Below are 22,971 nucleotides of genomic sequence, written 5' to 3'. Positions count from 1 at the left end.
AATAAGCAGTATTTCGCAATAAATAAGGTTGTGTTTAACAAGTAGATTTCGAAAGTGGCTGAGATTCGATCAGCAACTGAGTCGCAGGGTGAGCAGGTGTGCTCATCACTTGAGGTGTCGGTCCATGCTCCACCATCTCGCCATGGTCAAGAACCAGAATTTCTTCACAAAGCGCCTTTGCCGCACCGAGATCATGCGTCACCAAAACGATTCGCATGTCACGCTTATTTTTCAGTGAGTTAAGTAAATCCAGCAACCTTTGACGGTTCACAGGATCAAGGCTAGCAGTCGGCTCATCGGCCACCAACACTGCGGGTCTAACGACAAGAGCCCGAGCGATAGCCACACGTTGAGCTTGGCCTGTAGAAAGTTGATTCGGTTTCAGTGATAACAAAGTGGCAGGTAAGCCCACGTCCAATAGCGTCTCTTCAATAATGCTTTCATGATTACCAGAAACGTCTAAGTTGCTTAGCGGTTCGGCTAAGATCTGTCGAACGGTATAGTAAGGGTTGAGACTGGTATGAGGCTCTTGTGGTACCAACTGGATCAAGCGACACACCCTTGCCTGCGTTTTGCTATTGCGAATCGGCAGCGAATGGCCAAATAGGCTGATTCGGCCAACAGTCGGTGATTTTAGGCCAAAGAACAGCTCAATCAGTGTCGATTTTCCGGCACCAGAACGGCCAACAATGGCTAAGCTTTTGTCTTCAACATTGAGGTCGATGTTCTGTAGCGCTTTGAACGCCTTACCACCCAGCCAACTTGGCACTGAGTAATAATGAACTCCGACATTCTCGAACTTAATCTCGATCGGTGTTTGTGTTTCTGAATCTATCACTGGCATTAACGGCGAGACTTCTGAATTTAGTGGTAAGGTCGGGCTCATTCGATTAAGTCTCTCAATGAACAACAGAAAGCGTGAGAGCTTGATTCAAGCGCATGTTTTGGTGCGCCGTAAGCCACCACTCCACCATCATCGATGACCAACAACTTGTCACACGCTAATGCGCTGTGCAGGTCATGAGTAATCAACAAGCCACCGATTTTTCGCTGCTTAACATTGTCGCGAATCAGCTTAAGTATCTCTTGCTCTGTCACCGGATCTAACGCGCTGGTTGGTTCATCGGCGATGATGAGATCGGCGTTACTCAGCAAGCCAATCGCAATACAAATCCGTTGACGTTGCCCTCCCGAAATTTGGCTCGGATATAACGGCAAGATGGTTTCAGGGTTAGGAAATCCAAGCTGCACTAACAATTCAGTGAGTTTGATCTTGTCTTGTGATTTAAGCTTAGTGCGCGTCCCCGTCAATGCCAAACTGAGTTGACCTTCAATGGAAACCAGAGGATTTAATGCTTGAAGCGCATCTTGAAAGATAACTGCGGGGCGCTGTGCTGCGGTTCTTTGCAACATAGGCAAGCCACACACGGCATCGCCAGAAAGAGAAATATGACCTTCAACCTCAACCGTCTCTGGCAGAAAACCCGCAATCGCGCGTGAAAGCATCGACTTACCAATACCTGATGGACCCATGATCGCCAACAGCTCACCTCGATATACATCGAAATGAATATCTTGAAAAAGTGTTCTCGAAGAGGTTTTGATCGTTAATTGGTCAACAGACAGAAGTGGGGCGTTCACGCAGATACTCATAAATAGATGTTATAACATAACAACTCTATCATTAAGCCTACATGATGAAAAGCGAACATTGAACCGTATCGCATTTTATTTGCTGTTTGATTGACCATTTTTACTAGGTCATTAGATAGAAAAAGCGCCCTTAGCATAATGCTGTCAGGCGCTTTCAAAAGTACTGGCAATAACGATTGTGTTTCTAACCTAATGACACGCCGCGGATGCACCTTCTGTTGCAAGGCACTTCTGCTTAACTTGTGCGATGAACGGATACAAGAAGGCAATACGTCCAAGATAAAACAAGGTAAACGCCAACCACAAACCATGATTGCCCCACATATCGATTGATAATGCCTGTACCGCTAAAAATACCAACAAAGTAGCGATGCTAGAGTCCCTAACCGGACGCGTGGTACCCGTTCCGGTAAAGATGCCGTAAACCGTTAAGCCAAAGCCAGACACCAGCGGGAACACAATCAACCACGGAGCCATCTCTTGATATAGAGCGACAAGCGTTGGGATATCGGTAAACAAGAAGACAATGCTGTCTTTGAATACCAAGGTGAGGAAGGTCAGTACGACAATAAAACTCGCCGTCCATTGGAAGTTAAGTCTTAATACACGATCCAACATTGAAGGGTTTTTCTGACCTACCGCTTTACCCGCGAACACACTCGATGCATTGGCAATGCCGTCAAACATGTAACTGACAATGAAGGTCACCTGCATCAAGATCGCGTTGGCAGCCAGAACATCGGCACCCAGTTTAGAACCAGTACGCGCCATCATGTTGAAGAAAACTAAAATACAGATGGTACGAAGTAAGAGATCGGTATTTGAAGAGATGATTGTCGATAGGTCTTTCTTAGTCATCTTCGAACCTTGTAGGAACTCAGAGATCGAGATATGGCTGGTCTTAATCACCAGTGTCATACCAATAGCGAAAGTAGTGACTTGTGCAATCAAACTTGCGTAGGCCACACCCGCAACACCCAAGTCGAAATAAAGTACAAACACCGCATCCAATACAATATTCAACACGTTACCAAACACTTGTGTGTAAAGAACTTCTTTGGCTTTCGCCTGCCCCATTAACCAACCAATAATGGTGTAGTTGAGCAGTACAAAAGGTGCACCATAAATCAAAATACTGAAGTAGATGTGCGCGTGCTCAGCCACTTTCGCTTCAGGTTCTATCACCCACATCGCGCCTTGCCAGATGAGTGGTTGTATCAAGATAAAGATCAAACCCACCAAACCAGACAGCACGAACGGACGCATCAAGCTGCCCGCTAAATCAGAACGATTCCCTTTGCCCAGTGCCATCGCACTTTGTCCCGTGGTACTAACACGGAAAAAACCAAACAGCCAATACATGGTGTTCATAATGATGGTGCCGATCGCCACGCCACCAATCAATTCAGCAATACCAAGTTGGCCGATAACAGCAGTATCCACCGCACCTAACAAAGGCTGTGTCACCGTTGAGATGATGAAGGGGAAGGCGATTTTAAGATAATCTTTATGGGTAATGGTCATATATTCTAGCGAGTGATATTAAGAATTATTTGCAATTAGAACGGAATGCTATCGCTTAATCCGTACGTTGTCATCAATTACTGAGGTAAATTATCAACAAGCTTTCTCTTCATTACATCATCAACATAAGATGCCTTTCAGCCATTGAGTGAGCAAATTAGCCACAACAAATGAGTAAAGCCACGCTCGACAAAAAACAACAAAACCAATTACCGATCCAATTCATTAGTTAGCCTGATAAAGACTCAGTAAAAACTCACAGGGAGGTAGAAATCAAGCTCAAACACTTCATCACTATTGAGAAAATGGTTCCTATGATAATGCACATACGCAGGAGTCGAACGCTGTTTGAAACCAGAAGCCGGTAACCATTTTTCCAATACCATACTGATCTGTGGTAGCAGCTCACCATAACGACCATTAAGTCGAAATACGGCATGCAAACCGCCTGGAATCACCATTTGGTTCACGACACTGCGATACTTAATCGGCTCATCAATCGCGATGCACGCTACATAACGACACTGATCCATTTCAACCCAAGCAGGGTTAGAGTGATGCAAGCCGAACTGGCTCGAAAAATCACGCTGTTCAGAGTTCGCCCATGCTTTCAATATCAACCAAGCATTGCGAATGGATCGGTTATAGCCAGTATGTCGAACATAAGCTGCCATTCGGTCTGATACTTCAACAATTTTAGGTTCCGGCAACTCCCGCTGCGACACATTCAAATAGCCTGCCGCCACTTCGGGATCTTTCAGGTAAGGTTTTTCTGCAATCTGTAAATCATGCTTACGCCATTCTCCGGGCGACATATTAAAAGTCGCTTTAAATGCTCGGCTAAACGAAGACACAGAGCTAAAGCCACATTTATGGGCGATCTCAACCACAGACGAGCTGGTATCGAACATCAATTGATTGGCCGCATACTCCATTCGAGTGCGTCTAATGTATTGATGCAACGACTCCCCAACCACACTTTTGAACGTGCGATGAAAGTGTTGCTCTGAATACGCAGCAATCTCAGAGAGCGCTTTTGCCGACAAAGGCTGACTGATGTCTTGGTGAATATGGAACAAAACATCATTGATTCGGGATATGTGTTGTCGTGACATCGTTCAAATAGCATAAATGGACATGTTTAAGAGCATAAACGGACACGCCAGTTTTTACAATTACCGTGTAATATCAAGCGATAAAATAAAAACGATAGACGACGAGACACAACACATGGAAATCGCACAGTCATTACAACAGATTCAATCTTCATACATTCGAGAGATCCTCGCAGCCGCAAGCGATCCAAATGTTATTTCGTTGGCCGGTGGTTTACCCGATGCGAAAACATTCCCTATCGATTTAATGAAGCCTACGCTAGAAAACCTAGCGAACATGCCTGAAGTTTTCCAATACGGTTCGACCGCAGGTTATGGCCCGTTGCTTGATCACCTTACGCAAAGCTACCAATTGCCAGAGACTCACACAGCAATGATCTGTACCGGTTCTCAGCAAGGTTTGGATTTGATTGCGCGTGCGTATGTTGACCCGGGTGATGTAGTTGTGATGGAAGCGCCAAGCTACCTAGGTGCGATGCAGGTGTTTGGCTTAGTTCAAGCAAACATCGCTACCGTGTCTCAAACTGAATTTGGCCCGAACCTAGATGAACTGGAAACATGCTTTGCCGAGCAAGCGCCAAAAATGTTCTATGCCGTGCCTGATTTCCACAACCCAACCGGCGTGTGCTGGGCAACAGAAACTCGTCAAAAAGTGGCTGAGCTGTGTATCAAATACAATGTAGCCTTCATTGAAGATGCTCCATACCGTGAGCTACGTTTCACTGGTACGGAACTGCCGTTGGTATCGTCTTTCTGCCCTGATAACTCTATCGTTCTTCGTTCATTCTCTAAGATTGCATCGCCAGGCCTACGTATTGGCGCGGTAACAGGCAAACGCAGCTACCTTGAGCCACTGATCAAAGTGAAGCAAGGCGCTGACTTGCACTCAAGTGTACCCATGCAAGCGCTGCTTGTCGGCCTTCTAAAACATGAAGACTTCAACGTACATATGGAAAACATTCGCACACTGTACAAGTCTCGTTATGAGGTGCTGTTCTCAGAACTAGAAAAACAACTGCCTGCAGATTGTGTGTTAAAAGCCGTAGATGGCGGGATGTTCATTTGGGTAGAAATCCCAGAGTGCGATACCTTCGAATTAGCTAAGACTTTGCTATCGAATGGCGTCGCGGTAGTACCAAGCCCTGTATTCTATCCAAAGGCTGATGAAGCTAAAGCTGCACTGCGCTTAAACTTCACTAACGCCAACCCAGAAGAATTAACAGAAGCGGTGAAACGCTTAGCGGAAGTACTGAACCAAGCGTAATCGCTGACGATACTGACCACTTTGGTGATAGCCTGATCGGCTTATTACCGAGAAAGCCGCAACGAATCAGCATTAAGGGCCAATGTCATTCTCAACAAGAGAGTCACATTGGCCTTAATTTTAGGTCGCTATAAAACACAGAAAGGACTTCACTTTGCCTCATTGTATTATCGAACACTCATCCACTATTGATGGTCAGCAAATCAATCAGAAAGTGTTTCTCGGCGCGATGGAATCTCAGTTGTTCTCACCAACAGGAGAAGACATCAAAGTACGCAGCCTTGCCTACCAGCATTACCAAACTGGTGAAGTAAAAGAAGACTTCGTGCATGTCTCTGTGCGTATTTTATCTGGGCGTAACGAAAGCATTAAAACGATGCTCTCCAGGTCCATTTTGGATCAATTACTGACTCTTCCACTATCCAATGCTTCGCTGACCGTAGAGATCATTGATATAGAGGCAAGTAGCTATTCAAAAGCCTTAGTTTAAAGGCAAGTCACAAACGAACAGCCCCTCAAATAGAGTATTTTCAAAGCATTAGTTAGACAACATGGAGCAATAAATGGAAGTGGTGATTGGTAACAACCCTGAACTGATAATGAAAGCACAATCCATTCGTCATCAAGTCTTCGTTGTTGAACAAGGCATACCGCACATATTGGATCTTGATGGGCTCGATCTTGTCTCACATCATGCACTCATCACCGATGAAGATAATTTAGTCGCTACTGCACGCTTGCACATTGATGAATCAGGACGCTCAACTATGGCGCGTGTTGCTGTTCTACAGCCTTATCGAGGATCTGGTATCGCATCTGAAATTGTTATGGCACTTCTAAAACATGCCTCTGAACATGGTGCTAAAGTCATTGAAATCCACGCTCATCAATACCTAAAGAATTACTATGAAAAGTTTGGCTTTGAGTTCATTCGCGAAGTAGAAATCGTCGGGGAACACCAGCTCATTGAAATGAGATACAACATAAGTTCGTAGCCAAATATTCAATAAGCAACAAGATATCACTAATTATCTGAGCTAAAACTGCTTATCAAATAGCTACCACCTCCACACACCTAAAACCACACTAATAACAATGCTAAATAGCCCTACTTTTGGTTGGTTTTTGTCCTTCCTTGGCTTGGTTATACTGCGGCGGATTTTAATAAGCCAATATGGGCAAACCTGAGTAAATCAAACTCAGTATGTATCATAAAAGGCAACCGCTCTGGATTTACGTTCCAGCTCGCAGAAAGGAAAAACCATGTCTCAATATGTTGTATGTGCTCTGTATAAATTCGTAGCACTTGATGATTACCAAGAAATTCGCCAGCCACTCACTGACGTGTTAGAAGCCAACCAAATCCGCGGTACTTTGCTACTTGCGAGTGAAGGTATCAACGGCACCGTTGCAGGTAAGCGCGAATCTATCGACGCTCTTCTTCAATGGTTCAAACAAGATTCTCGTTTGGCTGATGTTGTTTACAAAGAGTCGTTCAACGAAGAACAACCATTCAACCGCACCAAGGTTAAGCTTAAGAAAGAGATCGTAACCATGGGCGTTGAGGGTATCGACCCACGCCACGTTGTCGGCACTTACGTGAAACCAAACGAATGGAACGCTCTGATTTCTGATCCTGATGTGATTCTGGTTGATACTCGCAACGACTACGAAGTCGATATCGGTACATTTAAAAATGCTGTAAACCCAAACACAGAAACCTTCCGTGAATTCCCTCAATACGTTGAAGACAATCTCGATCCTAAGAAACACAAAAAAGTCGCAATGTTCTGTACTGGTGGTATTCGTTGCGAAAAATCAACGGCCTACATGAAAGAGCAAGGCTTTGATGAGGTTTACCACCTTGAAGGCGGCATTCTTAAGTACCTAGAAGAAGTACCAGAAGAAGAGAGCATGTGGGAAGGCGACTGCTACGTATTTGATGGTCGTGTTGCAGTTAACCACCAGCTAGAGAAGAGCGGTTACGATGTGTGTAACGCGTGTCGTCTGCCAATCACTGACGAAGACAAAGCCTCTGAACACTTCGAGAAAGGCGTAAGCTGCCCTAAGTGTATTGATAAGCACAGCGACGAGCAGAAAGCCCGTTTCCGCGAACGTGAAAAGCAAGTTCAACTGTCGAATGCTCGTGGCGAAACCCACGTAGGTGGCGAAGCCGCTCACCTTATCGATCAACGTAAGAAAGAAAAGCTAGCACACAAAGAGCAGCAACGTTCTGGTAAGAAAGCGAAGTAGTTTTTAATATTACGAAAATAACAAAGGGCATCAACGAATCCACAATGGAACGTTAATGCCCTTTTTTGATCCTGTTCTCGCTTTGTGTTTTGAGCCACATTTCTTTCGATAAATTGCTTCTATACTGTTAATAATCCGACTAGAGAGGAAGTGCCAATGCTCAATGAAAACCATGCCTTTATCTTAGATTTCCCAGATCTTAAATTAGACATTGTTCAGCTCAACCACGACGACGAAAAATTCAAAGCAGACATGCAGAAATACCACCAACTCGACTACGACATCCGTCAGCTAGAAATCTCTGGCAGCCCTATCGATGACGACAGCATGCACAACCTCAAAGTTGAACGCATGGCGCTAAAAGACTCGCTACACAAACAGCTCACGCGCCACCACGCACTTAAGATCGTTTAACAGAATACACTTGTCCTCAAAAACGTTTTTATAAACAGCCCGTTGACGGGCTGTTTATCACAAATTTACGCAGCTAATTTAGTGAAAATCTGAATGATGGCGGTCGGTAATTCAAAATCTTCAGATACTAAGAAGTTGATAATTGCTAATACTCTCTCAGCTACGTCTAACAAAATACTAATTTTGTTCATCATGAACTGTACTCTCTATTTTATATAAATTGAGCACATTGTTTTTTGCGTGGACTTTGATATGATTCGCCTTGAAACAAGTCATCATAATTGTTGTCCAGAAGTTTTAAGACTTTGTAGGAGAAGACTCTAAACTTTGCTTATTACAACGTGCATGATACAGATAAAAAAGCCTACCTTGTGTAGGCTTTTTTACATCTCAAACATTGTCATTTTCACCTCCTACTTAAATATCAAAAAAACACTATATGTTGTGCATTTACCTTAGCGATAGCACAATCTGATGTACTGCATAACCTCTTCATTTTCCCGTATTTAACGAGAACCACCAACTTTGAGTATTGATTTGGATCAATAAAACTCTCACGCTGATAAAGATCAATCCAATATTCTTACGTTAGTTCTCCATTTAGAAAAAAACCAAGAAAACTAATAACATACCCATTAATTGGTTGAATTTATTGGAAGCGTTATAGGAAAAGGGCTACGTCAACATCTGGGCGCTAACTAGATAGATTCAGTAAATAGTACACAGTATCTATATAAATATTTTAGATAAATGCTCCAAGTAAGCACAAAAAACGCCCAATACATTATGTTACTGTTTGCTTATTCTAGGCGTTTGATAAGGAAGCAAGCCGAGTGGTAATAGAAGAAGAGAACATACAATTCCAGCTCGTTTCAAATCATGAATTCGAAGAACTATTTGCGAGTGTGAAACAAGGTATATTCATACACGTAGATGACGTTTTCGGTTGGGATGATGACTTTCAACGTCAACGACTTTTAAACGATTACCATCCCTCTTGGTTTCATTGGGTATACCGAGGAGAAGAGAGGATTGGACTTGTGTGTTTTAAGCCTTATGACAACGCATACCATATTCATCTGCTGATCATTTCCCCTCAATACCAAGGTCATTCGCTAGGTAAACAAGTCATGTGCCTCATACATAAGAGAGCCACGGAAGAGCGACGTGAGCAAGTCACCTTGTCGAGCTTTAGAAGTAACACTCGCGCCATTAGCTTTTATCGTTCACTTGGCTACCGAGTTGTTGATGAAGGAGATGATGATTTTGTGGGATTGGCTCTCAACCTAGCTAACTCTCAGCCTAGCTAACTCTCAGCCTCGCTAACCATAGAGAAAATACAGATAGCGAGTAGGTAGAGAGCGTTTACGTTAGCGCGCGCTTGAAATATCTAATTTCTCAATCAACGACGGAAAACCCCAACCGTTCTCGCCTTCGACCACAGGTTCTCCGGTCAAATACTCAAACAGCGTTGGCGCTAAAGATCCGTTAGCTTCAATTTTCAATTGCTGAGAGTTATCGCCAATTGGCGCTCCCCAGAATCCGATGAAAGCATCTTTCTCTAAGTAATCCTCACCAGCATGACGACCCGGCACCTTAGTGTTGTAGCCAATTCCCGCTTTAGGGAACAAGTTAACCGTGCCAGCCCTATCTTCAAGGTAGATATTAGCCAGTTGATTCACTGAATCTGGTCGAAGTGTTGGCTGCGTCAATGAAGTCCACTCAGCACTACTACACCACGTTGTCACATCCGCTTTAACCGCTCGGTTAATACACTTGTCGACCAATTGAGAATACTGTGAAAAATCAGCTTCGCTTGGTGATGCTAGGTATGGATTTAACCTTTGCGTATTGAGCAAAATTGGCGCTCGATTGTCTTCCAATGACTCATAGAAAAGCTTGTCACCTTCGCGTGTGATCAATTCATCGACCCGTTTTAAATCGCGGTTGCCAATCACACGAACAGAGCAACGTTGTTGATCACATGTGCTTTCTCTTACGACCATATAATCAAGACTTTCAGGCAAGCGTTGCGCTATCTGATTAATGATGTCTATGTTCAGACCAGCTGGCGCTGCAATCGGAGACCACTGCGTGAGTTCTTGGTAAACCGGCTGAACCTGCCACCCTTGAGCCGAATTAAAGAAGTCCATCATGAAGTTACCACCGGCAGTCGAGGCGACCACCACATCCAATTCCTTCGAGCTTGGGTAGCTTAGCGCATTGGTGATTTTAGGCCCTTCACCCTCGTCTGAAGATATCTTCTTAACCACAATTGGATACTCTAGCTCTGCTTGTAAGCCTTCAAATACCTGCTTTTCGGGATTGAGCGCGTAGAACACCGGCGTTAAACCATGATCCCCAGCCATGCCCCATAGCGTTTTATCGTAAACGCCGGCACTGCGGTAGGTCGCTTCAATTTGGCGAATCCAATAGTCCAGTCGGTTAAGCTCTCCAGTCGGCATCAGAATTTCGTCACTAAAAGGACCGGTAAAGTGCGCGAAGTGATCCGGCCATGGGTTATAAACCAAGGTGTAGTCTGGCATCCCTTTTCCATCTAACTCGGCAAACTGAGTGATCGACTGTTTAACCTGAGCTCTCTTTGAAAACTTAGTGAAAAAATCAAAGCCAGATATAGACTGATACGCCTCAATATCTTCAATCAAGGCTTGATGCTTTTCTTGCAAAACCACTTCGACTTCTGAACGTTCTTGAAGCTCTTTCACGCAGCGTTTCTCGCCATAATCACGCAGTGACTCACCCAAACCTAGGTTTACTAGCCCGTCGTAAGTGGTGTGAGCATTCCAATCATATTGAGCGTTGCAGTTCAGCGTTTTTAGGTAATCAAGGCGATCAAACATGGTCTGAACCTTGTTGTTTGCCATCAACACATCCAGCTGTAGGGCATCATTACCGAAGAAGTAATACGCTCGGTCGATCTCTCGGTCGACAAAGTGGAAATTAGGGATACCCGTACCACCATTACCAGACACTTTTGCGCCCGTTTTAATGATCGGTAGGTTGCGTACGCTGATCGTCGGAGTAGAAGAGATACCCACTCGGCTTATATTATTTCGATTCTCTTGATAAAGTTTTTTGAAGAACGGAAGATAATTCGGATCACGGTAGGTTTGTTCAGACAGAACCTCCATGAACCTCACCTGCTGTTGATGCTCAGGCTCAATCACCGTTTCTAGCTTAGGTTTGTATTGCGCTCGGTTTTTATGATTTTGGTAAGCAACAGAAATGAAAGGTGAATCTTCATCGACCAAGCCTTCGATCAACCCCTGCTGTAAACCATCGACAGTCACTTGGACCGCAAAGCGCTTGTGCTGTTGGGATTCTAAGAACTGAATGAGCGCATCAGGCTGGTCACTGAACGCTTGCTGCATCCAATCATCGAGCGCTTCTGCACGTTCTTCTTTAAACACAAACTGTCGGTAGGCTTTCAGCAAGTTTAAGCGCACAAAATCAATAAGCGTGATGGTAAGAGCTTGTGCTTTGTTATTCGGCTTATCAGCGTTTTCTGGTTTACCATCTTCTGCAATCGCCAACATTGCAGACTTCATGTCGCCGTCATCCATTCCCAATGCCGCTTTACCGATCAAATCAATGATGATCGGTTGAATCTGAGCGATGATCGCTAGATCTTCAGGGCTATTAGTTAAGTATGTGTAATTCGCAGGGAGCGTGTCCATATCCTGCCAAACACCAATTTCGAATAACGCATCGTAGATAACCACCATGTTAGCAATGAACTGTTCATCGATACGAATACCTTCATGATGTCCCGTTGCTTCAGTCGAGGTATCTGGCTCGTGATGCTCTGAGGTTGGTTTATCTCCAACATGATAGAGGCTATGTTCAAAGCCCTTTAGCGCCTGCTTATCATAAACCGTCGACAAGTAAGATTTGAACACATCTTCACTGCCCAAGCCTGAATAGCGGTCGTAATAACTATAGAGAAAATAACCCAGAGGAATTGAGTACGTCGGGTTAGATAACTGAGCAACGACTCTGGCTTTTGTTTTGACATCTAAAGGGAGAGCGAGAATATACGCATCTAATGTAACGCCACCAATCGTGAAAAGAGCTGCATCACGAGTGAGTTTGGCAGAATAACTTAGGCTTGAAAGCACCTCATTTTTCAACACTTCACTGGAGCTAAAAACGCCACCAATGACGGGCGTTGTTGATATATCAGCGGCACTCGGAGCTGACGTAACCGCCAACGATAAGACACTGAATAAACTGGCGTAACTGCGAACGTGAGAATAAGAGCTCATCAAATTTCCTTTAGATCAACACACTTCTATAAATACGACTTATTGTTTCAGTTTCAACTGATTAGTCAACCTACGGCCACCTCTAAAGGTTATACAGACAACCAACACCTATAAAATATATATACATCTATAAATAATAACCACTTAGCCCAATCTGCAATTGACAGGAACGTCAATTACAAATACTAAACATTCACCATAGATATCACTCGCATATATAACTCAGCTAATTAGATATGTCTCTAGAATAAACACTCCTGCTATTTCCGCTATATACCGTTTTGATACATTTCTCATCAATGGCATTCAATTTATAAATAGTCATATTTATCAATGACATTCTCCCGATTGATTCCAGAGTAATAATTTTTTATCAATAACTTAATAGGAGAACTAACATGAATGGTCAACGTTCACTGTTAGCAGTGGCAATAGCCCTAGGGATAGCAGGATGTGGTAGCGACAGTTCGGATAGCTCTACAACTGATACTGGCGGTTCAACAGCAACTTCAGCGTCTTTAACAGCAAAAGCCGCTGATGGCTATTTGGTAGGAGCCAATGCGTGTTTGGATCTAAACAGCAATAAAGTTTGTGATAAGGATGAGCCAAGTGCCGTAACGGGTGACGATGGTTCGTTCACAATTGATAATCTAACTCAAGAACAACTTGAACAAGGTACTCTGTTGATCGAAGTGGTTGCTGGGCAAACCATCGATACCGATAACCCAGGTGTCGTTCTAAGCAAGAGCTATCGCTTAACTGCACCTCCAAAATCCGCATTTATTAGCCCATTAACGACTCTGATTCAAAATGAAATCGAGAGTGGTTCTTCGTTAGAAGAAGCCAAAACAGCTATTCAAGAGAAGTTGGGGACAACACTCGATTTAACGCAAGATTATATCGAAGCCAAAAACAATAATGACTTAGCCGATTCACAAAAAGCGGCCTTTGAAAACCTACACCGCGTAGCTCAAGTTACCGCTTCAGTCATGGCTGAGAACACTGATGCGTTATCAGAAACGGCAGCGGGCGCCGGTATTTCTGTAGAAGCACTCACCGCATTAATTGCAGAGGAAGTAACACGAGTTCTCGACGAAGTCGTTAAGAATATTGAAGCCGCTGGTGAAAACTTCGACCCAAGCGATATTGCGAACAATATCAATCACGATCACATCGACATCAATGACTCAAATCTCGAAGATAAAGTTAAAGAAAACGAAGCAAACAAAGGCTCTAAAAAAGCCGATCTCGCGAAGCTTATCAAAACAGACGGTATCAATTGGTTTGGCGGCGATAATGACACTGGCAAAGATTTAGTAGTTGCCTATGGAACATTGAAGTCTGATACAGATAACTCAGTTACCGATACCAGTTATATTTATGATTACTTTGCTGAGCAATTTGTTGAGTTTGAAGATACACCTGACACAAATAGCATGGTGTTAGGACAAAACGGTTGGGAAGCGAGCGATGACACCTTAACCAGCATTAAGCCGAACAAAGACGGCAGCTTAACTCTAGAATCTAGAAGCTCGATTTTTAGTGAAGTTGCTAGCGCTAAGCAATTAGATATCAGTGGGCTTAATGTTCGTTCCATCATGGATCAAACGGATGATGAGAACGTTTGGTCTAACATTATGCCTGTAGGTTTAAAATTCCCTGACAACACCACCGCATACAAATTGTCTATAGAAGATATCTACGACAATATTTATACCTTTTACAAGGGGGATTGGTGTGCTGAGTATAGCCCTGACCGCTATGAGGCACTCAATAACTCGTGCAACGGCATTAGCGCCTTTAAGAATGGCAGCGATACATGGCTTTCCACTTTGGCATCGACCATTGCTGAAGATGAATCAGACCGTCATGACACAGCGTCTAACAATCATGCTGACTTAATCCCAATGGCAGGCATGGAAAGTGCTGAAGTATTTGCACAGCTGCTTTCTAATGGCACCGTGGTTTATTATTCAAGAGCGTGGAATTTAGATTCTACATTCTCCAAATTGTCAGAACTCGGTTCATGGAAAGATGTATCTTTGAACGGCGAGGTATTACGTCAGGTTACAATCCCTGAATCTATCCACTCGCAAGCTACATGGTCTAACTACCAAAAAGAAGATAATTCCGCTTACTTGTCTGTAGTCGAAGGCTTTGTACGTATTACCTACAAGGAAGTTGAAGATGCAGGTAGTGAGGCTTATGTTTTTGATGAAGCGACTAAGCAGTTCATTTTGGATAACGCATTAACACCACAACCTTTACACCCTCTCAACCTACAGGCTTGTCTTGACTCGCTGCCGGATGCTGAGTTCATTGCGACGGCTAATGACATCACGGTTTACGATGTACAACGCACGCCTATGTGGGAAGAAGCTCCTGTTACAGAGAACCTCACTTATGAGTTTACCTACTTGGGTGACACTTTCTCTTGGCTGAATGACGTTACGTTAGTGACCGGACTTCCAAGTTGGATTTCTGACTTAGCAGGCAGCCTAGAAAAAACACGTGTCGACATCAAAGATTCTGAAGGTGTTTTAATGGGGTACGAGTATTCATATAGCTCTGAAGATCACTACCTAGGTCAAGAGGGCTTTAACTCTGATGACTCACTAGGTTGGGGGGCGGCTAAAGCAGTATTACCACTGACGATTACTGATAACCAAAAAATCATCAATCAAACAGTAGCCTTTGGAACATCAACTAACGCACCACTCACCTCTCAGTACGATTACTGGTGGGACGAAGACAGCGGTGACGCAATCGAAATAGAGTACCCTGGATTAAGAACCCTTTCCGTAGAAACATCATTGGATGAAATCATCAACGGACGACCTTACTATCTATCTACCTTCGACTACCAAGAAACCTACCTAGGTAAAGAGGAAATCACGGTGCCTGCAGGTACTTTTGCAGCATGTAAAGTAACAAGTGAGACACAGTTCGCAGACTACGGACCTATTGATACTCAAATCACCTGGTTGACCAACCGAGGTTCAATTAAGTCCACCCGTGAAGAACCTTCTTGGGGCATGTTGATTAACATGGAAGCAGCTAGCTTACCTTCTGTTCGATAATCGTTAGATAATATGAACAAGCCAATATCTTATTGGCTTGTTTTTTTCGTATTAGCTCTTTAAGCCAACATCTCCATTCACAAAACTTGGTAGCATTTCAAGCTCATCGCTTCCCCTAGCTAAACGCTCTCGCCACTCGGCCGTTGCTGCTCAATTCATAATGGCCAATATAGGCTGGGATAAATACCGATTGCCCTTTAGTAAGGGTTAAATGCTCACCTTTCTGACTCATTAACGTTAAATCATCGTCTATCGCCATTAAAATTTCAGCACCGCTTGTGATGACTTCTTCTCGCTGAGGGCGATGAAAAATATTGAAATCAAAGTCACTAACTGGGATATCATAGCGATCACATTGACCTAACTTTGAAGGTGCTAACAACAAGCGTTCGAACGGGATTGGTGTAAACTCTGTGCAGGCAACCAACTCAGCGACATCAATGTGTTTTGGCGTTAAGCCAGCTCGCAGCACATTGTCTGAATTGGCCATAATCTCGAGCCCAGTCCCCTTGATGTATGCGTGCGGAGTGTTTGCATTCAAATACATCGCTTCACCCGGCCGTAGTGTGATCAAGTTAAGCAGCAGAACGCAAAACAAACCGATATCATTCGGGTACTGGTGGCTAAGCTCAGTAACCAAAGCAAACTCAGATTGACCTTGGTGAGCGGCTGCGTAAGCCAGAAGTTGCTCTAATGCTCGGTGTTTACGTTGGTCGTCCAGAGTTAATAAATCACGGAAAAACGCCTCTAAACCTAGAGAATCAAGGTGGTTGCCAAACTCTTCAACTAAACCAGCCAGCTCGCTCGCATTCAACTTTCTGAACAACCCTAATATTTCATCGAATTCTCGAAAGCCATTCATTGCTTGATATTCAGTGATCGCGTAAACCAATTCAGGTTTGTGGTTAGAGTCTTTGTAATTACGATGTCCTGCAGTCAGAGGGATTCCTGCTTGCTCCTCTCTTGCAAAGCCAACCTCTGCTTGGCGCTTGTTTGGGTGAACCTGAACAGACAACGCTTTTTCTGCTGCCAAGATCTTAAACAAGAACGGCAGCTCACCAAACTCCTGCGCAATATCGCTTGATAGATAGGCCGGTTTATTCTTGTTAATCAGCTCAGAGAGAGGCACCAAGTGCTGGTCAAGCTTAACCATTGAGCAACCTTTTGGATGCGCTCCCATCCAAACTTCCGCTTGCGGCTCTTGTGACTCATTCTGAAAGCCAAACAGTTCACGTATCGAAGAAATGCTCCCCCATGCATAATTTTGGATGGTGTTTTCCATTGGGAAAAATGAGTGTTCTGAGAGGTGGCTGAGTGACATGGCGTTTTCCGTAGTGAGCCCTTTGAACACAATTCAGAGAGCTGATTTCTAATAACGTAAATAATTAGAAAGACTACAGAGCTCGGCTAGAACCCACATGAGATGAGGTCTTAGACGCAATAGGAAAAATTCTTAGAAACAGGTGAGACCGATGAAAAGCGTGAAAATAGTCACATTTGAATATCACGAGTAGAAAGCGCTGAGAATAAGATAGCGGCTTGTATCGCACTGTTTACAGCAGCGATACAAGCATCTGAATACAAACACTAGTGACTATCTTGTTATCGTTCCTTAAAAACCAGAGCGAGCTTCTGCACTTTTCTGAGGTGATTGAGCTTGTAGGAAAGGCAGTAACAGCAAGCCAATAACGGCCGCACAAGTAGAGATGGTAATGAAGAACCCACTCCAGCCGTAAGCTTCTAGAACGAGCGCTAATGGGTAACCAGAAAGTGCTGCTCCCATATAAGCAAACAAGCCAACAAAACCTGTCGCCGCCCCGGCAGAGTCTTTATGTGAACATTCCGCCGCCGCCATGCCAACAAGCATTTGAGGGCCAAAAACAAAAAAGCCAACGCAGAATAGCCCAGCCGCTTGAAACACAAAGTTGGTTAAAGGCATAAGCCATAAAGCCGAAACCGAAAGGAAGATGCCAATCGCAAACAAGATGTTCATTGGACCGCGGTTGCCACCAAACAACCTATCCGATCCCCACCCAGCAACAAGTGAACCAACAAAACCTCCTATCTCGAACAGAGACAAGGCAGCGTTGGCGTTGATCAAACTGTAATCGTGTTCTTCGGTGAGGTATAAATTGCCCCAGTCGTTAACTGCCGTTCTTACGATGTAAACCAACACATAACTAAAGGCGAGCAACCAAATGTACTTATTGCTGAACACATAGGTTTTCAGGATCTCTCGATAGCTTAACCCTTGCCCATGGCTCTCTTGCGCTAATTCCAGGTGATCACTGCGCCACTTCCCTACCGTCGGAAGTCCCATGGTGGTGGGCTTGTCACGTAAGCGCCAGCAGACAATAAGACCGATAAAAACACCAATCACACCCGGCCAGATAAACCCAGCTCGCCAACTGAACTGCAGCGTTAGATAACCCACAAGAATAGGGATAAGCGCTCCACCAACGTTGTGCGCTGTATTCCAGATTGCCCAGCGAAAGCCTCTTTCGGAGCGAGAATACCAAGTCGTCAATAACTTGGAACACGATGGCCAGCCCCAACCTTGGAACCATGCATTCAGTACCCATAGCGAGATAAAAGCCGCTAACGAACTCGAAAAGCCAAACGCGATGTTTATCAGACCAGTCGCGATTAGGCCGAGCCCCATGAAGTAACGCGGGTTCGACCGATCCGATATCGTGCCTGATATAAATTTCGATAAGCCATAAGAAAGATAAAAGAGCGTGCCAATTAAGCCGATATCACCTTTGTCCAAACCTAGGTCGGTGATCATGGCTGGCGCGGCATAATTAAAGGTTTTACGAGTAAAGTAAAAACCCGCATAGCCGACATACATTCCTATCATGATGTGAAGGCGCCAGTAGCGATAACTCTGATTGATCTCATCATCAGTTAGAGCATCACTCTTTGACGTTGTTGAGCGCAGAAATCCAAACATATTCGTTCTCACACTTTAGGTAATGTAACGCTGATATTGGTACCCGAAGATGATCCATTAGCGTTGATTGTCATCTTGCCGCCGAGCGCCTGAACACGCTCTTGCATACCACGAACCCCCATTCCTTTGAGAAGGTCTTGCGCTGTAAAACCAACGCCATTGTCTGAGATCCGAAGATAAGCCAGATCATCTAGAATCAGTTCAATTCTGATTTCGCTCGCGTTGGCGTATTTAGAGGCATTGTTTAGAGATTCTTGGCACAGCCTGAAGATAGTGACCTTGAGCGTGTCACTCAAACACGAGTAATCACCCTGCCAATTTAACTGGATATCAACGCCGTGATCCGAAAACTCCATCTCTCGAATAAGCTGTTCCACGGAATCTTTTAGGTCAAGATCGTCCAACATCTTAGGTCTTAGTTTTGTAAGTAGACGTTTGGTGGTGTCATAAACATTCAAAGACAATGACTCAATCGTCCCCGCACAGCGAACGCTCATCTCTGCCGCATCGACACGTTTAATAATGCTTGCCTGCGTACGAATTGCCGTGATGTTTTGGCCAATTTCATCATGCAGCTCACGCGCAATATCACGACGAACCGACTCTTCAGCTGTTATTAGCTGGCGTGAAAGGTTTTGGTTTCTGGAAAGCTCACTGCGCAATTTGGAGTTGAGATCTTTCTGCTTTTGAACCGCAAGGCCCAGCAATATACCGGTAATAGTTTGAGCCGATAGAGACAAGAGTAAGTCGGTAATTTCGAGTTTAGACGTACCGCTATGAGCAGCAATCAGCGCAACACTGTTTAACAGGGTCGCGAGTAAAGCGCCTTGCCATCCGTAACGAACAGCGAGCAAGATAATAGGGATCGCCATACAAAATGGGGCGAAGCGCCTTAGTTCATCAGGCAAACTGGTTTGTATCAAAATACTGGCCACCAGCAACACACTGTATAAAGCGATGTGACGGATTTTGAACTCTACAACATTATGGATTAAGTAAGAGCCCAGTGGTGACCACTTGTTTTGGAATAGATAGTTCCAGACTAGATAACACATCGGCACCAGCATCAGTCCGCCAGTAATACTCACCAACCACACCATGTAAACAGCCGGAACATGAGAACCCACAACGGCAACATTAATGAATGCTGTGACCATGATTAAGCTCGCCATCACTAACAAGTGACGATTCTGGTCACCAGAATAATAACGCTTGGCAATTAGCGTGACAGGAATACTCAATCCACTGGCGATGAGTATCGTCAGCCATTGAGGTTCATCAAGTAGCAGAGCTAAAGCGATCGCAAGCCCCCACTCGGCAATATAGATAGCAGGCCAATAGTGAGTGCGAGTGTGCAGCGTCATTCCCAATCGAAGTGAAAACGGGAAAAGCAGAATGGCTAACTCAGGGTCATTAATAAAATAGAAGGCAATAACCCACAAACAGAACCATGCACAACCAGCCATAAAAACCCCACACAGGGAGGTGGCTAGGTAAGAACGCATTAATACTGGTCTTGTGTAAACAATTTAGCTAACTCGACGTTGTTCTTAACATTGAGTTTGTCCATAGCATTGGCACGGTGTACATGCACCGTTTTATGGCTAACCCCTAGCTCTACGGCAATAGATTTTACATCGAGCCCTGTCGCCAATAACTGACACACTTCGCTTTCTCTGCGGGTGAGCTGATTTAAAGAGGCTTTATTCTTCATGGGCGTCGCAAGCTTTATGGCGATATCGGGCGTGAGATAACAGCCACCATTTGCGCTCGTGTGTACGGCTTGGATTAACTCATCAGGGCTACAGCGCTTGCTGAGATAACCTTTGGCTCCTAACTCTAATGACTTCTCAACCATCGCCGGAGAGTCATGTACGCTCAGCATGATACTGGCAATGCCTGATGGAATCTCTTCCAATAAGCTCAGGCCACTTTCGTCTTGCATTGAGATATCTAAGATCACGACATCAGGGTGACAACTTGGCAATCCTAGGCGCGCTTCTGCCGCAGAGTTGAATTCTCCCACGACCGTAATATCAGCTTCAAGACTGAGTAATTGAGCAAAGCCAGATCGAACAATGACGTGGTCATCAACAAGCGCAACATTAATCATGATATTAACCAAAATTAAGAGTAAGAAAGAAAAATAGCCCCAACAGGAGCTATCTAAAATTAAGTTTATTAATAGAGATGATACTGAATCGAACTAACGATTGGTATGATCTCACGTGCTTTAAACCAATAAAGCACGTGAGACTCGCTACGCGTTTTGAGACGCTAAGTGTATTTTCTTAGCGTGGCGAATCTTCTTCTCTTCCGCAACCGCAACGAATAGCAGTAACACGATACAAATGGCAGCTGACGTATCAAGCGCTGCGAACGTGCCTTTCCAACCCGTTAAGCCAAAAATAGGTGTGCCGTCTGCAATCATACCTAGGCCAAGTTTGGCAAAGCTGTCACCAATTAAGTAAGCAAATGTACCTTTCACGCCATCCGCAACGCTGATTGCTTTCTTAGGCACGAAACCTACTGCAGCAACACCAATCAGCAACTGAGGACCAAATACTAGGAAACCAAGCACAAACAGTGATGCTAGGTACATGAACTCACTGGTTGCATGCTGGTAGAACTCTAGCGAAACGATAATCAGGCCAAGCGATACACAAGCAACCAAAGCACGGCGTCCGTTCGCAAGGTCTGACAGATAACCCCACATTAACGTACCGACCAGTGCACCAACCTCAAACAGAGTGAAGCCTGAAATCGCGGTTTCTTTTGATAGACCTAGCTCTTGATACGCATAAACGGTAGACCATTGATCGATACCGATACGAACAATGTATAAGAAGATATTCGCGAAGCAGAGCAACCAGATCACTTTGTTTTTCAGGATGTATTCAACAAAGATCTCTTTCTTAGTCATTTGATTTTCTTCAGCAGCCGTATCTTCTTCGCTGACTTCTTCATCAAACAACTCTTCAACCGTACCTAGACCATAGGCTTCTGGAGAGTCATTACCAAAGCGCATACCAATAAAGCCAACCACAATCGCAATGATTGATGGGAACACGAACATACCGATCACGTTGCCATCAAAAAGGTAGTTAGCACCGAACAGAGCAACACCAGCGGCACCTGCGCCACCCACGTTGTGCGACATATTCCAAAGGCCTAAATAAGAACCACGCTTGTTACGAGGCGTCCATTTAGTGATGGTCGAGTAGCTTGAAGGACCGCCGGTACTTTGGAAGAAACCACTCAACGCATAGAAGGCAACCATCAAGAATAAGCTAGCACTGCCACCGCCCATACTGAAGCTGAAGCCCAACATAGCGATACCAGAAAGGACAAGCATGAATGGCAGGAACTGCTTGGTGTTTTTACCATCGGCATAATAGGAAACGACGGTTTTACCGATACCGTAAGTGATAGAGAAACCCAGACCGATAAGACCTAGATCCGTCATCGATAATCCATAAGTAGAAATCATGTCGTTTTGCGCGACATTGAAGTTCTTACGGATCAAATACATGGTTAGATAACCAATGAACACGACGAGGTAAGATTGTAGGAATGGTTTAAACCACATTTTTCTTCTAGTTTCGACCGGAAGATCCAGCGTCGGTTTTCGAACCTGATCTAGGAACTTTAACATTGTGAACTCTCTTATTTTTTGTGAGGTCTGCACGGCATAATTGCGGCCATACATTGTTTGTTAGTTGACCGTGAAATAATAAGGAGTCTAAAAATCGACCGCATGAGAGAGGGTCTTAGAATAACTAGGAAAAATTCTTAGTTCAGAATTGGGAGTCAAGAAAGCGTGAACAGCATCACTTTGTTTACGGTCTGTTATGGATTGATATTACGATAACAAAAGTCACTCATTTCAGGGCTGACGAACCTTGTAAATAAACAGAAACGAGTGGATTACTTCACTAAAAAAACACCAGTATCGGTTCATCACCATAAAACTCCATGGTCATGGTGTGTCCGATACTGGTTCAGCATTCATTCTGATTAAAATAGATTCAATAGGCTTGTTACGTTTCGCGTGAATCGTACTACAGTCGCTTGCCGCTACCGTCTTCCCACATTACTTCACATTCATCTTTGATGGCAGCTTTTAATAATTCAACCAGTGGGAACGCTCGACTACCGATATTAACAGGCGCTTCAACCACCTCTTCTTCATTGTCGTCATCAGTATTTTCATGCTCTACGGACTTGCTCTGCTCTGCTGCAATAGCAGCACGTAGATTATCCAGAGCTTGAGGAACCTCTGAAGCATCCATAGCACCTGGGATGGAGCCGCTATGCCCAAGCATCTTGATGAACTGGAGGCCGACTTCACCAAACATCGTGACACTAGCATGAGCTTTACAACTAAAGGTAATTAACATAATGAGCCTTTCTTAATTTTGGTCGTTTA

General features: G+C 44.3%; 19 protein-coding genes. 7 read left to right on the top strand and 12 right to left on the bottom strand.

All coding sequences use genetic code 11. The features are described 5' to 3' along the window. Nucleotides 1-34: 34 nt before the first annotated feature. The 4 genes from AB4323_RS04395 to AB4323_RS04380 form a co-directional block, all read right to left on the bottom strand. Complete coding sequence (locus AB4323_RS04395) at nt 35-886, bottom strand: ABC transporter ATP-binding protein (RefSeq protein ID WP_372126533.1); 852 nt, start codon at nt 884-886, stop codon at nt 35-37. Further along, a complete protein-coding gene (locus AB4323_RS04390) occupies nt 883-1,641 on the bottom strand; it encodes an ATP-binding cassette domain-containing protein (protein ID WP_372151718.1) in 759 nt (252 codons plus the stop codon). The genes AB4323_RS04395 and AB4323_RS04390 overlap by 4 nt, the downstream gene beginning before the upstream one ends. A gap of 201 nt (nt 1,642-1,842) precedes the next feature. Next, nucleotides 1,843-3,177, bottom strand: a complete 1,335-nt coding sequence (locus AB4323_RS04385) for an MATE family efflux transporter (protein ID WP_372151716.1) — start codon at nt 3,175-3,177, stop codon at nt 1,843-1,845. Between the two features lie 245 nt (nt 3,178-3,422). Next, nucleotides 3,423-4,292, bottom strand: a complete 870-nt coding sequence (locus AB4323_RS04380; RefSeq protein WP_017085035.1) for a GyrI-like domain-containing protein — start codon at nt 4,290-4,292, stop codon at nt 3,423-3,425. A gap of 115 nt (nt 4,293-4,407) precedes the next feature. On the opposite strand from AB4323_RS04380, the gene AB4323_RS04375 reads away from it, so the two are divergent. From AB4323_RS04375 to AB4323_RS04355, 5 genes are all read left to right on the top strand, one after another. After that, nucleotides 4,408-5,556: a PLP-dependent aminotransferase family protein gene (locus AB4323_RS04375; RefSeq protein WP_249633418.1), complete on the top strand. Its 1,149-nt coding sequence runs from the start codon at nt 4,408-4,410 to the stop codon at nt 5,554-5,556. A gap of 154 nt (nt 5,557-5,710) precedes the next feature. Further along, a complete protein-coding gene (locus AB4323_RS04370) occupies nt 5,711-6,046 on the top strand; it encodes a 5-carboxymethyl-2-hydroxymuconate Delta-isomerase (protein ID WP_102454066.1) in 336 nt (111 codons plus the stop codon). A 73-nt stretch (nt 6,047-6,119) separates the two neighbouring features. After that, nucleotides 6,120-6,551 carry a GNAT family N-acetyltransferase gene (locus tag AB4323_RS04365; protein ID WP_372151713.1) on the top strand — a complete coding sequence of 144 codons (432 nt, stop codon included), beginning with the start codon at nt 6,120-6,122 and terminating at the stop codon, nt 6,549-6,551. Between the two features lie 268 nt (nt 6,552-6,819). Beyond that, nucleotides 6,820-7,809 (top strand): rhodanese-related sulfurtransferase, encoded by a 990-nt coding sequence (locus AB4323_RS04360; RefSeq protein WP_102449725.1) that lies wholly within the window; start codon nt 6,820-6,822, stop codon nt 7,807-7,809. 156 nt (nt 7,810-7,965) lie between these two features. Further along, on the top strand, nt 7,966-8,223 hold the full coding sequence (locus AB4323_RS04355) for a YdcH family protein (RefSeq protein WP_010432560.1): 258 nt from the start codon (nt 7,966-7,968) through the stop codon (nt 8,221-8,223). A 65-nt stretch (nt 8,224-8,288) separates the two neighbouring features. On the opposite strand, the gene AB4323_RS04350 is transcribed toward AB4323_RS04355, so the two are convergent. After that, nucleotides 8,289-8,417, bottom strand: coding sequence for a hypothetical protein (locus AB4323_RS04350; RefSeq protein WP_258186361.1), 129 nt, complete (start codon nt 8,415-8,417; stop codon nt 8,289-8,291). A 660-nt stretch (nt 8,418-9,077) separates the two neighbouring features. Between AB4323_RS04350 and AB4323_RS04345 the strand changes: the two genes are divergently transcribed. Continuing rightward, complete coding sequence (locus AB4323_RS04345; protein ID WP_372151795.1) at nt 9,078-9,533, top strand: GNAT family N-acetyltransferase; 456 nt, start codon at nt 9,078-9,080, stop codon at nt 9,531-9,533. A gap of 60 nt (nt 9,534-9,593) precedes the next feature. Here AB4323_RS04345 and AB4323_RS04340 read toward each other — a convergent pair whose 3' ends face one another. After that, nucleotides 9,594-12,509, bottom strand: a complete 2,916-nt coding sequence (locus AB4323_RS04340) for an alkaline phosphatase family protein (protein ID WP_372151711.1) — start codon at nt 12,507-12,509, stop codon at nt 9,594-9,596. A gap of 398 nt (nt 12,510-12,907) precedes the next feature. Between AB4323_RS04340 and AB4323_RS04335 the strand changes: the two genes are divergently transcribed. Continuing rightward, a complete protein-coding gene (locus AB4323_RS04335; protein WP_372151709.1) occupies nt 12,908-15,589 on the top strand; it encodes a hypothetical protein in 2,682 nt (893 codons plus the stop codon). A gap of 115 nt (nt 15,590-15,704) precedes the next feature. Here AB4323_RS04335 and manA read toward each other — a convergent pair whose 3' ends face one another. From manA to AB4323_RS04305, 6 genes are all read right to left on the bottom strand, one after another. Beyond that, nucleotides 15,705-16,910, bottom strand: coding sequence for a mannose-6-phosphate isomerase, class I (gene manA, locus AB4323_RS04330; RefSeq protein WP_372151707.1), 1,206 nt, complete (start codon nt 16,908-16,910; stop codon nt 15,705-15,707). 291 nt (nt 16,911-17,201) lie between these two features. Further along, nucleotides 17,202-18,542 carry an MFS transporter gene (locus AB4323_RS04325; RefSeq protein WP_372151705.1) on the bottom strand — a complete coding sequence of 447 codons (1,341 nt, stop codon included), beginning with the start codon at nt 18,540-18,542 and terminating at the stop codon, nt 17,202-17,204. Between the two features lie 8 nt (nt 18,543-18,550). Next, the gene (gene uhpB, locus AB4323_RS04320) at nt 18,551-20,047 is read right to left on the bottom strand and encodes a signal transduction histidine-protein kinase/phosphatase UhpB (protein WP_372151703.1); all 1,497 of its coding nucleotides are present in this window, start codon (nt 20,045-20,047) and stop codon (nt 18,551-18,553) included. Further along, nucleotides 20,047-20,655, bottom strand: a complete 609-nt coding sequence (uhpA, locus tag AB4323_RS04315; protein WP_017061545.1) for a transcriptional regulator UhpA — start codon at nt 20,653-20,655, stop codon at nt 20,047-20,049. The genes uhpB and uhpA overlap by 1 nt, the downstream gene beginning before the upstream one ends. A gap of 147 nt (nt 20,656-20,802) precedes the next feature. Continuing rightward, nucleotides 20,803-22,197, bottom strand: coding sequence for a hexose-6-phosphate:phosphate antiporter (uhpT, locus tag AB4323_RS04310; RefSeq protein WP_017061544.1), 1,395 nt, complete (start codon nt 22,195-22,197; stop codon nt 20,803-20,805). A gap of 406 nt (nt 22,198-22,603) precedes the next feature. Further along, nucleotides 22,604-22,942 (bottom strand): DUF1840 domain-containing protein, encoded by a 339-nt coding sequence (locus AB4323_RS04305; protein ID WP_017061543.1) that lies wholly within the window; start codon nt 22,940-22,942, stop codon nt 22,604-22,606. Between the last annotated feature and the right edge of the window lie 29 nt (nt 22,943-22,971).

This window comes from Vibrio sp. 10N.261.52.C11, assembly GCF_041471405.1.
GTDB lineage: Bacteria > Pseudomonadota > Gammaproteobacteria > Enterobacterales > Vibrionaceae > Vibrio > Vibrio crassostreae_C.
Note: the sequence above shows the minus strand (reverse complement) of the source record. Positions and strands in the feature narration are given on the sequence as shown.

What these genes read in the sequence shown, in the direction of transcription:
- AB4323_RS04395 (WP_372126533.1), bottom strand. Translation starts at nt 886, where the DNA reads ATGAGCCCGACCTTACCACTAAATTCAGAAGTCTCGCCGTTAATGCCA.
- AB4323_RS04385 (WP_372151716.1), bottom strand. Translation starts at nt 3,177, where the DNA reads ATGACCATTACCCATAAAGATTATCTTAAAATCGCCTTCCCCTTCATC.
- AB4323_RS04380 (WP_017085035.1), bottom strand. Translation starts at nt 4,292, where the DNA reads ATGTCACGACAACACATATCCCGAATCAATGATGTTTTGTTCCATATT.
- AB4323_RS04375 (WP_249633418.1), top strand. Translation starts at nt 4,408, where the DNA reads ATGGAAATCGCACAGTCATTACAACAGATTCAATCTTCATACATTCGA.
- AB4323_RS04365 (WP_372151713.1), top strand. Translation starts at nt 6,120, where the DNA reads ATGGAAGTGGTGATTGGTAACAACCCTGAACTGATAATGAAAGCACAA.
- AB4323_RS04360 (WP_102449725.1), top strand. Translation starts at nt 6,820, where the DNA reads ATGTCTCAATATGTTGTATGTGCTCTGTATAAATTCGTAGCACTTGAT.
- AB4323_RS04355 (WP_010432560.1), top strand. Translation starts at nt 7,966, where the DNA reads ATGCTCAATGAAAACCATGCCTTTATCTTAGATTTCCCAGATCTTAAA.
- AB4323_RS04350 (WP_258186361.1), bottom strand. Translation starts at nt 8,417, where the DNA reads ATGATGAACAAAATTAGTATTTTGTTAGACGTAGCTGAGAGAGTATTA.
- AB4323_RS04340 (WP_372151711.1), bottom strand. Translation starts at nt 12,509, where the DNA reads ATGAGCTCTTATTCTCACGTTCGCAGTTACGCCAGTTTATTCAGTGTC.
- AB4323_RS04335 (WP_372151709.1), top strand. Translation starts at nt 12,908, where the DNA reads ATGAATGGTCAACGTTCACTGTTAGCAGTGGCAATAGCCCTAGGGATA.
- manA (WP_372151707.1), bottom strand. Translation starts at nt 16,910, where the DNA reads ATGTCACTCAGCCACCTCTCAGAACACTCATTTTTCCCAATGGAAAAC.
- AB4323_RS04325 (WP_372151705.1), bottom strand. Translation starts at nt 18,542, where the DNA reads ATGTTTGGATTTCTGCGCTCAACAACGTCAAAGAGTGATGCTCTAACT.
- uhpB (WP_372151703.1), bottom strand. Translation starts at nt 20,047, where the DNA reads ATGCGTTCTTACCTAGCCACCTCCCTGTGTGGGGTTTTTATGGCTGGT.
- uhpA (WP_017061545.1), bottom strand. Translation starts at nt 20,655, where the DNA reads ATGATTAATGTTGCGCTTGTTGATGACCACGTCATTGTTCGATCTGGC.
- uhpT (WP_017061544.1), bottom strand. Translation starts at nt 22,197, where the DNA reads ATGTTAAAGTTCCTAGATCAGGTTCGAAAACCGACGCTGGATCTTCCG.
- AB4323_RS04305 (WP_017061543.1), bottom strand. Translation starts at nt 22,942, where the DNA reads ATGTTAATTACCTTTAGTTGTAAAGCTCATGCTAGTGTCACGATGTTT.